Source organism: Puerhibacterium sp. TATVAM-FAB25 (genome assembly GCF_046535855.1).
Taxonomy (GTDB): Bacteria; Actinomycetota; Actinomycetes; order Actinomycetales; family Cellulomonadaceae; genus Puerhibacterium; species Puerhibacterium variabilis_A.
Window position 1 is genome coordinate 123,737 of the sequence record NZ_JAXUAK010000007.1, and the last position, 12,591, is coordinate 136,327.

12 protein-coding genes and 1 pseudogene are annotated in these 12,591 nt (G+C 76.0%); 7 read left to right on the plus strand and 6 right to left on the minus strand.

The genetic code is table 11. The features are described 5' to 3' along the window. Positions 1–131 precede the first annotated feature (131 nt). A complete protein-coding gene (locus U5M74_RS08915; RefSeq protein ID WP_410908191.1) occupies positions 132–542 on the plus strand; it encodes a phage holin family protein in 411 nt (136 codons plus the stop codon). Between the two features lie 33 nt (positions 543–575). Here U5M74_RS08915 and U5M74_RS08920 read toward each other — a convergent pair whose 3' ends face one another. Together U5M74_RS08920 and U5M74_RS08925 are read right to left on the minus strand one after the other, a co-directional pair. After that, entirely contained in the window at positions 576–2,282 is a 1,707-nt protein-coding gene (locus tag U5M74_RS08920; RefSeq protein ID WP_410908193.1) for a hypothetical protein, read from the minus strand. Beyond that, complete coding sequence (locus tag U5M74_RS08925; protein ID WP_410908195.1) at positions 2,279–2,521, minus strand: hypothetical protein; 243 nt, start codon at positions 2,519–2,521, stop codon at positions 2,279–2,281. Before U5M74_RS08925 ends, U5M74_RS08920 begins: the two co-directional genes overlap by 4 nt. Positions 2,522–2,766: 245 nt before the next feature. On the opposite strand from U5M74_RS08925, the gene purB reads away from it, so the two are divergent. Together purB and U5M74_RS08935 are read left to right on the plus strand one after the other, a co-directional pair. Then, complete coding sequence (purB, locus tag U5M74_RS08930; RefSeq protein WP_410908293.1) at positions 2,767–4,251, plus strand: adenylosuccinate lyase; 1,485 nt, start codon at positions 2,767–2,769, stop codon at positions 4,249–4,251. Between the two features lie 253 nt (positions 4,252–4,504). Further along, a complete protein-coding gene (locus tag U5M74_RS08935) occupies positions 4,505–5,386 on the plus strand; it encodes a hypothetical protein (RefSeq protein WP_410908197.1) in 882 nt (293 codons plus the stop codon). 23 nt (positions 5,387–5,409) lie between these two features. Here U5M74_RS08935 and U5M74_RS08940 read toward each other — a convergent pair whose 3' ends face one another. Then, on the minus strand, positions 5,410–6,843 hold the full coding sequence (locus U5M74_RS08940) for an SH3 domain-containing protein (protein ID WP_410908295.1): 1,434 nt from the start codon (positions 6,841–6,843) through the stop codon (positions 5,410–5,412). A gap of 105 nt (positions 6,844–6,948) precedes the next feature. Continuing rightward, a pseudogene (locus tag U5M74_RS08945) lies at positions 6,949–7,194 on the minus strand (murein hydrolase activator EnvC family protein); the annotation flags it as partial. Between U5M74_RS08945 and U5M74_RS08950 the strand changes: the two are divergent. The 3 genes from U5M74_RS08950 to U5M74_RS08960 all read left to right on the plus strand — a co-directional run bounded on the left by U5M74_RS08950 (position 7,163) and on the right by U5M74_RS08960 (position 11,122). After that, a complete protein-coding gene (locus tag U5M74_RS08950; RefSeq protein ID WP_410908297.1) occupies positions 7,163–7,570 on the plus strand; it encodes a hypothetical protein in 408 nt (135 codons plus the stop codon). The pseudogene U5M74_RS08945 and the gene U5M74_RS08950 sit on opposite strands and share 32 nt — an antisense overlap. A gap of 284 nt (positions 7,571–7,854) precedes the next feature. Then, complete coding sequence (locus U5M74_RS08955) at positions 7,855–9,528, plus strand: glycoside hydrolase family 10 protein (RefSeq protein WP_410908199.1); 1,674 nt, start codon at positions 7,855–7,857, stop codon at positions 9,526–9,528. A gap of 298 nt (positions 9,529–9,826) precedes the next feature. Next, positions 9,827–11,122 (plus strand): SGNH/GDSL hydrolase family protein, encoded by a 1,296-nt coding sequence (locus U5M74_RS08960; protein ID WP_410908201.1) that lies wholly within the window; start codon positions 9,827–9,829, stop codon positions 11,120–11,122. Positions 11,123–11,196: 74 nt separating this feature from the next. Here U5M74_RS08960 and U5M74_RS08965 read toward each other — a convergent pair whose 3' ends face one another. Beyond that, the gene (locus tag U5M74_RS08965; RefSeq protein ID WP_410908203.1) at positions 11,197–11,532 is read right to left on the minus strand and encodes a rhodanese-like domain-containing protein; all 336 of its coding nucleotides are present in this window, start codon (positions 11,530–11,532) and stop codon (positions 11,197–11,199) included. A gap of 99 nt (positions 11,533–11,631) precedes the next feature. On the opposite strand from U5M74_RS08965, the gene U5M74_RS08970 reads away from it, so the two are divergent. Continuing rightward, on the plus strand, positions 11,632–11,919 hold the full coding sequence (locus U5M74_RS08970) for a DUF6480 family protein (RefSeq protein WP_410908205.1): 288 nt from the start codon (positions 11,632–11,634) through the stop codon (positions 11,917–11,919). A gap of 78 nt (positions 11,920–11,997) precedes the next feature. Here the strand turns inward: U5M74_RS08970 and U5M74_RS08975 are convergent, their stop codons facing one another. Continuing rightward, the gene (locus U5M74_RS08975) at positions 11,998–12,384 is read right to left on the minus strand and encodes a hypothetical protein (protein ID WP_410908207.1); all 387 of its coding nucleotides are present in this window, start codon (positions 12,382–12,384) and stop codon (positions 11,998–12,000) included. Positions 12,385–12,591 lie beyond the last annotated feature (207 nt).

A 12,591-nucleotide genomic window follows, 5' to 3' on the forward strand; every position in this document is an offset into this window, starting at 1 on the left:
GGTGGTGGGCTCCTCGGGCACGGCCCCAGGATGCCACCGGTGCACCGCGGCGCGGCGCCGCCGCCGCCATCCGGCCCGGCCGTCGGCGCGCCGGGCGGGCTCCGGTGCCGTGGCCGGGCCCCGATGGCAGGATGCCGAGTGTGAACTTCGTCGTCCGCGTGCTCGTGACCGCGCTGGCCCTGTGGCTGACCAGCCTCATCGTGCCCGACCACGTGGAGATCGTGGGCGGCGAGTCGACCGGCGGCCGGATCGTCGCCGTCCTGGCGGTGGCGCTGGTCTACAGCCTGGTCAACCTGCTGGTGAAGCCGGTCGTCAGCCTCCTGTCGCTCCCGCTGTACATCCTCACGCTCGGGCTGTTCACCCTGGTCGTCAACGCCGCGATGCTGGGCCTGACGACGTGGATCACCGGCCGCGACTGGTTCTCGGGCCTGCCGGCCTGGGGCCTGGAGATCCACGGCGGGTTCTGGTGGTACGTCATCGCCGCCCTCATCGTGTCGGTGCTGCAGCTGGTCATCGGCGCGTTCGCCCCCAAGCGCGACTGACACGCCCGCGCCCGAGCGCGACCGTCCGAGGGCTCACGGCGGCGGGGCCACCGTGCCGGTGCGGCCCGGCGGTCCGAGCAGCGGCCCCAGACCCAGACCCAGACCCGGGAGCGGACCCGGCCCCGGGACGAGCGGGCCTGGCCTCGGGGCGAGCGGCCCGGGCAGGACGCGGCCCGTCGGTCCACGATCCGGCGCGGGCTCCGGTGCCGCCACGCGCCGCGCGGTGAAGAACCGGGTCGTCGACCCCTCGCCCTGCAGCAGCGGCTCGATGCGCCCGAGCACCCGTTCCACCGGAACGTTCCCCGACCCGCGCGCGGCCGCGAGCGTGCGCAGGTGCGTGGCCATCGCGTGCGCCCCGGCGACGCTGCCGCTCGCGGCCCGGTCGGCCGCCGACGGCGAGACCGCCAGGCGGCGCCCCACCGTCACGCGGTCGTGGGTGGCCGGGTTCTCCGGCGACGAGCGGCCGTCGAGGTTGCTGACCAGCTCCTCGTCGTTCTCGAGGTGCAGCACCGGCACGCCTCGGGGCGTGGTGAACGTCGCGGTGGGCGCCCCGGCCGTCACGACCCCGCCCACCCGGTACCGCGCCCGGAACGCCGGCGACGCCGCGAGCGTCGTCGCCGCGATGCCGCCGAGGCTGTGGCCCACAAGCACCACGGGCTCGTCCGGCCCCACGCCCGCGCGCTCCATCGCCGCGGTGACGGCCACGGTGACGTCGGCGGCCTCCTGCGCCATGAGGTCGACGTCCGTGACGGCGTCGAAGGGGTGGTCGGGCGGCCACGGCCGCTGGGTCCCCGGCACGAGCACCACCCACGAGTCGGGACCCTCGGCGTGCTGCACGCGCTCGACGGCGAGGGTGCCCTGGGGCGCGCCCGCCGCGGGCCGCACGCCTGCCCCGCCCGGCTCGCCGCCCCCGGCGCTCGAACCCGCCGGGAGCCCGCTCCCCCACGGGTAGAGGTCGGCCGTGCGGGCCAGCGCCTCGTCGACGGTGCCCGACGGCGCGGCCGCCCACGGGGGCGGCGCGGCGTCGCCCGGACCGCGCGGCCCGAACGGGTCGCGCAGCCGCACCTGCGTCGCCGGCAGCAGGGCGTGCACCAGGGTGCTGAGCACGCGGGCACCGCCGGTGACGGACACGTCGCCTCCCGACAGACCCGGCGCGCCGAGCGCGACGCCGGCACCGGCGCCCGCGACCAGCTCGTCCGTGACGGGCGCCGCACCCCGCACGAGGGTCTCCGCCGGCGAGCCGCCGCCGAGCCGCGCCGCCACCCACGCCAGGCCACCGAGCGTCGCGGCGTCGACGCCGCCGCGGACCAGGCCGACGACCGGGACCGCCGCCGCCAGGAACCCGGTGGTGAACCCCTCGACGGCGACCACGGCGCCGGCCACCCGCTCGACCACCGACTCCGCGTGCTCGTACAGGCCGGCGGCCGTCAGCAGCCGGTCGCCGAGCCGCTCGCACTCCCCGGCGCGCTCCCGCAGCCGCCGCGCCAGGTCACCCGCCGTGTCAGCGAGGCGTCGGCGGCGGGCGAGCGCGTCCGGCGCCGGCGGCACCTCGCCCACCCCGGGCAGCGCCCACACGGCCCCCTCGGCACCGTCCGCCGCCGCGGCGCACCGGAACGCGGCAGCGCGGAGGGCGTCGGCCGCCGCGCCGAGCCGGACGGCCGCCGCGCGCACCGCCGCGGCGTCCACCCCGGTGAGGGCGGCACCGCCGACGACGACCAGCGTGTCCTCGACGTCGCTCACCACGGCGCCCCCGTCGCGACGGCGAGCGCCGCGACGTCGTCGCGCAGCCGCCCGAGCGACTCCTCCAGGGCGCGCCGGAACCGGTCGGCCGCCGTCGACTCCCAGTCGACCGCGTGCGCCCGGCCGGCGTCCGCCCGCGCCGCCGCCGCGTCGTCCAGGGCCCGGCGCAGCAGCCCGACGGCGTCGGCGACCAGCGTCGCGCCCGCCTCGCCACCCGACCCGCCTCCGCCCAGCGCCATGCCCTGCCCCCTGCGTCGTCCCGTCCGGCCCCTCGGACGCTACGGAACCGCCGACCGGTGCCCGCCCTCCGCGCGGCCCGCAGTGGACCAGCACGCCGCACGGCGCGCTGTGGACGGTCTCGGGCCCGCCGTCTCCCGCCGGCCCGACCCGGCGCGCGGTGCCACGGCCCGCACGCCGGACGCGCCCGCCCGGCCGACGGGCCCCGTGGGAGAATCGCGGCGTGAGTGCTGCCGCCCCCTCCCCCGTGACCCCCACGTCCTCGACGGCCGGCCCGGCCACCACGAGCGACCGCGTGAACCTCGCCGACGTCACCCCGCCGATCGCGCTCGGACCGCTGGACGGTCGCTACCGCGCCGCGGTCGCGCCGCTGGTCGACCACCTCAGCGAGGCCGCGCTGAACCGCGCCCGCATCCACGTCGAGGTCGAGTGGCTCGTCACGCTGTGCAACGGCGTCGACGGCGTGGCCACGCCCGTGGTCCCCGGCGCGCCGGCGCTCACCGACGAGGAGGTGGCGTACCTGCGCGCCGTCCCGGCGACCTTCGGCGCCGCCGAGATCGCCGAGCTCGCCGAGATCGAGCGCGAGACCGTGCACGACGTCAAGGCGGTCGAGTACTTCATCAAGCGCCGCATCGCCCGCGCGCCGGAGGTGCTCGGCACGACGAACCTGCCGGCCGCGAGCGAGCTGGTGCACTTCGCGTGCACCTCGGAGGACATCAACAACCTCTCCTACGCGCTCATGGTGCAGGGCGCGGTGCGCGACGTCTGGCTGCCCGCCGCCACGGCGCTGGCCGACCAGATCGCCGACATGGCCCGCGAGCACGCGGCCGTGCCGATGCTCAGCCGCACGCACGGCCAGCCGGCCACGCCCACCACGATGGGCAAGGAGCTCGCGGTGCTCGCCCACCGCCTGCGCCGCCAGCTGCGCCGCGTCGCCGGCGCGGAGTTCCTGGGCAAGCTCAACGGCGCCACCGGCACCTACGGCGCCCACGTCGTCGCCGTGCCGGGCGTCGACTGGCCGGCCGTCTCCCGCGCGTTCGTCGAGGGCCTCGGCCTGACGTGGAACCCGCTGACGACCCAGATCGAGTCGCACGACTGGCAGGCCGAGGTCTACGCCGACGTGGCCCGGTTCAACCGCATCCTGCACAACCTGGCCACCGACGTGTGGACGTACATCTCGCTCGGGTTCTTCACGCAGATCCCGGTCGCGGGCGCCACCGGCTCCTCGACCATGCCGCACAAGGTCAACCCGATCCGGTTCGAGAACGCCGAGGCCAACCTCGAGATCTCGTGCTCGCTGCTGGACACCCTCGCCGCCACGTTGGTCACCAGCCGCCTGCAGCGCGACCTCACCGACTCCACCACCCAGCGCAACGTCGGCCCGGCGTTCGGCCACTCGCTGCTGGCGATCGACAACGTGCGCCGCGGCCTGCGGGCGCTGGCCGTCAACGCCGACCTCATGGCCGGCGACCTCGACGCCAACTGGGAGGTGCTGGGCGAGCCGATCCAGTCCGCGATGCGCGCCGCCTCCGTGGCCGGCGTGCCCGGCATGGAGAACCCCTACGAGCGGCTCAAGGAGCTGACGCGCGGCCAGCGCGTGGACGCCGCGCGCATGCGCGAGTTCGTCGCCGGCCTGGGTCTGCCCGACGACGTCGCCGAGCGCCTGCAGGCGCTCACGCCGGCGTCGTACACCGGCCTGGCCGAGCGCCTCGTGGGCGACCACCTGGCCTGAGCCACCGGCCCCGCACGTCGAGAGCCGGCGCCCCCTCGTGGGGCGCCGGCTCTCGTCGTCGTGGGGCGGCACCCCCGGCGGACCAGGGTCGTTCCCGGGGGTTCCCCCGATGTCCCTCGGCACCCACCTCCGGTTGTCTGGGCCGCGGCGCGCCGGCCTCGGACCGGCGCCCACCGGTGCACAGATCGGAGAACGAGAGATGAGCACGACCCGTCGAGGCGTTCGCGCGGCGCCGAGCTGGCACCGGCCCCTCATGCTGCTCTCCGCCGCGATGGCCGCGCTGGCCGTGGTGTGCGTGGTCGGGCTCGTGGCCGACGACCGGGAGCTGCTCGGAGCGCCGATCTGGCTCAAGCCGCTCAAGTTCTCGGTCTCGCTCGCCCTCTACGGCACGACCTGGGCGTGGCTGATGTCGCTGCGGCCGCGGCCGTCGCGGCTGCTGTGGTGGGCCGGGACGGTGATCGCGGTGGCGGCGGCCGTCGAGATGCTGGTCCTCGTCGGTCAGGTCGTGCGCGGCCGGGCCAGCCACTTCAACACCAGCACCCCCTTCGACGCGGCGCTGTTCTCGCTCATGGGCCTGACCATCATGGTGCTCTGGGTGGCGACCCTGGTCGCCGCGCTGCTGCTCGCCTTCCACCGGCTGGCCGACCGCCCGGGCCGGTGGGCCGTCCGCTGCGGCATGGTGATCTCGTTGGTCGGGCTCGCCCTCGGCGGCCTCATGATCGGCAACGCTTCCGGCGTCGAGGGGCTCACCGGCGCGCACAGCGTCGGGGTCGCCGACGGCGGCCCGGGGATGCCGGTCACCGGCTGGAGCACGACCGGCGGCGACCTGCGGGTCCCGCACTTCGTCGGCATGCACGCCCTCCAGCTGCTGCCGCTGGTCGCGCTGGGGCTCCAGGTGCTGGCAGGGCGCCTCCCGCGCCTCGCCGAGGAGCGCGTGCGGACCCGCCTCGTCCTGGTCGCCGCCGGCGGCTACGCGGGGCTGACCGCGCTGGTCACCTGGCAGGCCCTGCGCGGCCAGCCGCTGGTCGCCCCCGACGGCGCCACCCTGGCCGCGGCCGGGCTGCTGCTGGTCGCCGTCGTCGCCGGGGCGCGGTGGTCCGTCCGGCCCGACCGGCGGGCAGCGGCGCCGGCCTGACCGCCGGTCGGCGCCGGGCGCGGTCAGCGCCGCACGCCGAGCGTGTCCTTGCGGTCGCCGTCCCAGTCGCCCACCAGCACGGCGTCGCCCGCCCGGCCGTAGCGGAACGTCACCTCTGCCGCGCCGTTCGCCGAGGTGTTGGTCACCAGGAACTCGGTGCCGCGGCGCATTCCCAGGGTGTCCTCGCCGTCGCCGTCCCAGTCGCCCACCAGCACGACGTCGCCCGCCCGGCCGTAGTAGAACGTCGTGTCCGCCTCGCCGCCGCGGGTGGTGTTGGCCAGGAGGTACTGCTTGCCGCGGCGGACGCCCAGGGTGTCCTTGCCGTCGCCGTCCCAGTCGCCCACCAGCACGACGTCGCCCGACGTGCCGTAGTAGAACGTCGTGTCCGCCTCGCCGCCCGTGGTGCCGTTGGTGAGGAAGTACTGCTTGCCGCGGCGCACCGCGAGGCTGTCCTTGCCGTCGCCGTCCCAGTCGCCCACCAGCACGACGTCACCGGGCCGGCCGTAGGTGAACACGACGTCCGCGTCGCCGCCCGTGGTGCCGTTGGTCAGGTAGTACGTGTTCCCGCGGCGCACCGCCAGGGTGTCCTCGCCGTCGCCGTCCCAGTCGCCCACCAGCACGACGTCCTCGGGCAGGCCGTAGTCGAACGTGACGTCGGCCTCGCCGGCGCGCAGCGCGTTGCTCAGGTGGTACGTGCGCCCCGGGATCCGGCCCGAGACCGACAGCGTCGCCCTGGCCGTGGCCGCCGACTGGTAGCTCGCCGCCGCGCCGGACGGCGTGTACGTCACCGTCACGGTGCGCTTCCCGGCCGTCGTCAGGCGCGGCAGGGTGATGGTCGCGCGGCCGCCGGCGGAGGCCGCGAGGGTGGTGGTGACCGTCTTGCCGTCGACCGTCGCCCTCAGCGTCCCGGTGGACGCGCCCGTCGTGGCGGAGCTGACGGTGACCGTGACCGTCGGGGCCTTCGTCGTCACGGCCGCCGGCACGCTCAGCCCGAGCGCCGTCGACGTCGCGACGTAGCCGGTGGTGCTGCCGGTGGCCGCGTTGAGGGCCACGTACATCCAGCCGTCCTGCGCAGGGCGCAGCTGGTACAGCCGCTCGCCCTGGCCGCGGGTGGCGATGACCGACGAGCCCGTGGAGGGCGACTTGCGCACGTTGACGCCGCCTGCGGCGCCCACGGTCCTGGTCGTGTACGTCCACGTCGGGCCGATGTACGTGTTCGACACCCAGCCGGTGCGGCTTCCTGCCGTCACGCGGACCCACAGGCCCGTGTCGTCCGCGTCCCCGGCCGTGGACGTCATGCGCGTGTTGGCCGGCAGCACGGCGAGGGAGGAGTAGCCCGTGCCGGGACCGCTGCGGAGGTTGAGGTTGACGTTGTTGTAGTACGTGCACGCCCGCACGGTGGGCTTGGCCGACACCGAGGTCGCGCCGGCGGTGAGGTCGGCGCCGTGCTCACGCATCCAAGCGTTGGGGTCAACATGCTTCGTACCACCTCGGCTCCACGTGCCGGAGTGAACCTCGAAGTGCAGGTGCGGGCCAGTAGCGGTGCCCGACATCCCAACGTCCGCGATGTGCGCACCCTTTGCCACCGTCGCACCGACACGAACCTTCACGCCGTCCCGGAGATGGGCGTACACGGTGCTGAATGTCGCGCCATTGACAGAGTGTCGGATTGCTACAACGTTGCCGAGACCGCCACCCGAGGGGCCAGCGAAAGTCACGGTGCCAGCAGCGACTGCGTATACGGCCGTCCTCTCGGGCGCCGACAGGTCCTGGCCCTTGTGGAAGGTCGAGGCGCCGCGGGTGGGCATGCAGCGCGGCCCGTACCAGGAGACGATCCGGTACGTCTTGTCGTTCAGCGGGCGCCGCGCCGTGAACGCCGCGGCTGCGACGGCGGCACGGGCGGCAACCCGCGGCTCGCTCGGCTCCGCCTCCGGGGCCGAGGAGCCGCTGGGCTCCGGGGCCGGCTGCTCGCTCGCCGCCGGCGGGAGCTCCGGTGCCGCGCTCGCCGTCGGGCTCGCCGTCGGGCTCGGCGCCGGGCTCGGCGGCGGGCTCGGCGCCGGGGTGGCGGTCGTGGTCGGATCGGTGGCGTCGGTCGCGGCGGCGGCCGGCACGGCGGCACCACCCACGACGACGGACACCGCGAGGACGATCCCGAGAACCTTGCGCACTGCCACACACCCCTAGGACGACAGGTCGGTCCGGTGTCGACGGACCTGTCCCTCCACTCGGCCGCCGCGTGGCGATGTTGAGCGGCGCGGGCGACCGTCGCCCCGTGAACCTGTCCGATGACGGGTGAATTGGCCTGCCTCGGCACGCCGCCCGGCGTGACCGCTCGCCGCCGTGGCGCAAATCTTCCCCGCGGCGACAAAGTGTGAAAGTCTTCACCTCGTCGCGAGAAAGGCCTCGCGACGCCCTTCGCAGACCCCTGCACGTCTCACCCCTGGCACCCCCCGCCCCAGGAGGCACACGTGAACCGTCACCCCCGGCCGCTCGACGGCCCGGCCGCACCGGCAGCGTCGCCGCGCGGCTCGCTCAGGCCGGCCGCCGGCGCCTCGTCCCTCGACCGCCGCGGCTTCCTCACCCTCGCCACCGCCGGCGTCGCCGGCTCCGCCCTGTCCGTCACGATCGGCTCGATGACCCCGGCCGCGGCCGCGGTCCCCGGCGCCGCGACCTCGGCGTCCGCCGGCGCCCGCAAGCGTGAGCTGCGGGCGATGTGGATCGCCTCGGTGGTCAACATCGACTGGCCCTCCCGCACCGGCCTGAGCGCCGACCAGCTCAAGGCCGAGCTGGTGCGCTGGTTCGACGTGGCCGTGCAGCACCGGCTCAACGCGGTGTTCGTGCAGGTCCGCCCCACGGCCGACGCGTTCTGGCCCAGCCCGCTGGAGCCGTGGTCGCAGTACCTCACGGGCCGGCAGGGCGGCGACCCGGGCTTCGACCCGCTCGCCTTCATGGTGGCCGAGGCGCACGCGCGCAACCTCGAGATCCACGGCTGGTACAACCCGTACCGCGTGTCGATGCAGGCCGACCCCGCCCAGCTGCTGCCCACGCACCCGGCGCGGCAGCACCCGGACTGGGTGTGGGCGTACGGCGGCAAGCTGTACTTCGACCCGGGCATCCCCGCCGCGCGCGAGCACATCTACGCCGCGATCCTGCACTCCGTCGAGAACTACGACCTCGACGGCGTGCACTTCGACGACTACTTCTACCCCTACCCCGTCGCCGGGCAGACGCTGCCGGACGCGGGCACCTACGCCGCCCACGGCGCGGGCTTCGCCAGCATCGAGGAGTGGCGGCGGCACAACGTCGACACGTTCGTCCGGACGATCTCCGAGCGGATCAAGGACACCAAGCCCTGGGTCAAGTTCGGCATCTCGCCGTTCGGCATCTGGCGCAACAAGGGCACCGACCCGCGCGGCTCGGACACCAACGGCTCGCAGTCGTACGACGCGCAGTTCGCCGACACCCGCAGGTGGGTGCTCGAGGGCTGGCTCGACTACATCAACCCGCAGGTCTACTGGCAGTTCGGCCTCGCGGTGGCGGACTACCTCAAGCTCGTGCCGTGGTGGGCCGAGCTCGCCGCGCAGTCCGGCACCCACCTGTACATCGGCGAGGCCCTGTACAAGGTGACCTCGGGGGTGTTCACGGACCCCGCCGAGCTGACCAAGCACGTGGCGTACTGCCACGAGGTCGACGCCGCCGGCACCCCCGTGCACGGCAACGTCTGGTACTCGGCCGTTCACGTCCCGCAGGACGTGAACGGCGCCTTCTCGCGCATGGCGGCCGACCACTACGCGCACCCGGCGCTCGTCCCGGCGATGGGCCACCTGCCGGCCACCGGCGTCCGCGTGCCCGTGCTGGCGTCGGCGAAGCCGACGGGCGGCGGGACCGCCCTGCACTGGAACGACGCCGGCCCGCGCCGGACGGCGGCCACGTCGTTCGCCGTCTACCGCGTCGAGGGCCGGCACGGCGCGATCGACGTCGCCGACCCGACGCACCTGGTCGCCACGGTGCGCAGCACCGGCGACGTCGAGCAGCGCTGGACCGACACCACGGCCGCGCCCGGCACGGCGTACACCTATGCCGTCACCGCGCTCGACCGGGTGTGGAACGAGACCGCCCCGAGCCGCGTCAGGCACACCTGACACGGCGCGGGCGGCACCGTCAGGGGTGGCGGTGCTCACGCCGTCCGTAGCGACGGCGGACGACGGCGGCGGCGTGCGCGCACTGGGGGCGCACGCCGCCGTCGTCGCACGTCAGAGCGGTGCGGCGCCGCGGCGCACGACGCCCGGGCGCCGCCCCCGGCACGCGCCGCCGGGCCCCGCGCCGGGCCGCCGGGCCGGCCGCGGCGCCCGGGTGCGTGGCTTACGCTGTCGCAGCCGCCGGCCGTGGCATGCCGGGATCGCGCAGCCGTGACAGCAGCCGTGACAGGAGCCCCGAAGGATGACCCGAACCCGTGCCCGCGGCACGGCCGTGGCGCTCGCCGCGGTGCTCGTCGCGGCGCTGGCCGCCGCCGGCGCGCTCGGCTGGTTCTTCCTCCCCCGCGTCCTCGGCCCGGACGCCGCTGCGGCGCCCTCGCCCTCCGCCTCCGCCTCCGCCTCCGCGAGCGCGAACCTGAGCAAGGGCGACGGGCCCACCGCGGTGGTGGCCTGGACCGCAAGCCCGGACCGCGTGCGCGGCGACGTCGTCGGGCGGACGGTGCGCAACCTGGTGCGGGCCACCACCGCCGGCAGCGACGTCCGGGTGGGCCTGTCGAACGCGTTCGGGACGACGCCGGTGACCTTCCAGGCCGTCCACCTGGGCGTGTCGGCCGGCGGGGCCGCCCTGGCGCCCGGCAGCGACGCGCAGGTCACGTTCTCCGGCGCGCGGTCGGTCACCGTGCCGCCCGGGTCCCGCGTGCTGAGCGACCCGGTCGACCTCGCCGTGACCGCGGGCTCCACGCTGGCCGTCAGCGTGCTGGCCGCCGGCGACCCGGGCGCCGTCACGGGGCACCGCCTCGCGCAGACCACCAGCTACGTCTCGGAGCCCGGCGACGCGACCACCGACGTCACGGGCGCGGCGTACACCGGGACGACGGCGAGCTGGTTCTGGGTGGACTCCCTGGTGGTGGACGCGCCGGCGGAGGGCACCGTCGTCGCCCTCGGCGACTCCATCACGGACGGCAACGGCTCGACGCCGGGCACCGACTCGCGCTGGCCCGACCAGCTGGCCGAGCGCCTCGGCACCACCCCCGGCGCGCCGGACCTCGCCGTGGCCAACCAGGGCATCTCCGGCAACCGGCTGCTCGCCGACGGCACGGGCACCAGCGCCCTGGCACGCCTCGACCGCGACGTGCTGGCCGTGCCCGGCGTGCGCACCGTCGTCGTGCTGGAGGGCATCAACGACATCGGCAGCGGCCTGGTGACCGACGCCGACGCGCTCGTCGCCGGGTACCGGCAGGTCATCGCCCGCGCGCACGCCGCGGGGGTCTGCGTGGTGCTCGGCACGCTGACGCCGTTCGAGGGCGCCCGGTACTGGACGCCGGAGCGGGACGCGGTCCGCGAGCAGGTGAACGCGTGGATCCGCACCAGCGGCGAGGCCGACGCCGTCGTCGACTTCGACGCCGCCGTGCGCGACCCGAGCGCCCCGCAGCGGCTGCTGCCGGCGTACGACCCGGGCGACCACCTGCACCTCAACGACGCGGGCTACGGCGCGATGGCCGCGGCCGTGGAGCTCGACGAGCTGACCTGCGGGGACTGAGCAGGGCGCCAGCGGGGAGCGAGCGGGGAGCCAGCGGGGAGCGAGCGGGAGCGAGCCGAGCGGGGGCGCCGTCGTCAGCGGTCGACCGGCAGGCCCCGCTGCTCCCAGGCGAGCATGCCGCCGTCGAGGTTCGTCGCGTCATAGCCGACGCCGTCGGCGAGGAACTGCGCGGCGCGTGCCGAGCGGCCGCCGCTGCGGCAGACGACGTAGACCGGCGCGTCCGGGTCCAGCTCGCCGTAGCGGACGGGCAGCTCGCCGAGCGGGATGTGCACGGCGCCCGGCGCGTGGCCGGCGTCCCACTCGTCCTGCTCGCGCACGTCGAGGAGCGTGGTGCCGTCGGGGACCGGTGCCGCGGGGTCGAGGTCGTGGACGTCGACGGTGGGCACCTCGGGCTGCATGGGCGGGAACATGCCTGCAGCCTAGGCAACGCCGCCGGCTGCCCGTCACGGGCGGCATGGACGGCTCGGGCGGGAGGTGCGAGCGGGTACCGGGTCCACCAGGCTCGACGCATGGTCTACGAGCACGACGGACAGCAGCACACGCCCAAGGCGGCCGGCCAGGGCGGCACCCCCGACCCCGACCCGGCGACCTCGGCGACCGGGGGCGGCAGCGGCCCCGGCGGCGGCGTCGAGCCGGGCGAGACCCCGCCGGACTCCGGCCAGGTCAGCGCCCCGCAGGGCCACGAGGAGCACGGGCCGGCGCGGGCGGTGCCGTGGCTGTGGGTGGGCGGCATCGCCGTCGTGGCGGTCGCCGTGGCGCTGATCTTCGTCGGCTACGCGACGGGGCTGTGGACCTGACGGCCGGGCGCTGAGCGCCGCCTCGACCGGCCGCCCCCTGGCGCGGTCGCACGGCATCACCCGGGCATCATCCGGGCATCATCCGGCGTCGTGCCGCGGCGGCGGGCGGAAGTAGTCGGCCGCGAGCTGGCCGACGACCCCCAGGACGAGCAAACCCACGGCCGGCCACAGCGCCAGCGGGCCCAGCGCCGCCCGCACGTCCCACCCCCACGCCGGGCCGAACAGCCCGACCAGCAGCCAGGCCGCGCCCGCCAGCACGCCGGCGTAGAGGACCGGCCCGGCCTTGCGCGCCGTGCGCGGCCCGGGCACCAGGGTGTCGGCGTACTGCTCCGGGCTGCCGAGCTCCCGCCGGAGGCCGGCGTCGTCCAGGCGGCGGCCCGCGGTCCTGCGGAGCACGTCGGCGACGAGCTCCTCGGACGCACCGCGCGCCCGCAGCGCCATCGTGAGCCTGCGTACGTAGGTCACGCCGGCCTCCTTCACCTGCCGCGCCGTACCGGTCCCCGCCCTCGCAGCATGCCGCGCGAGGGCCGGCCCCGGCCACCCCACCGCTGGGCAGAAAGCCGCGTCTCACATAGTGGTCCCACTATGTGAGAAATGCCGCCAGATCGTTGCCGCCCCCCGACGGCGTCCCTACCTTCCGGGGCACTCGACCGCCCGACCGCACCCGCGGAC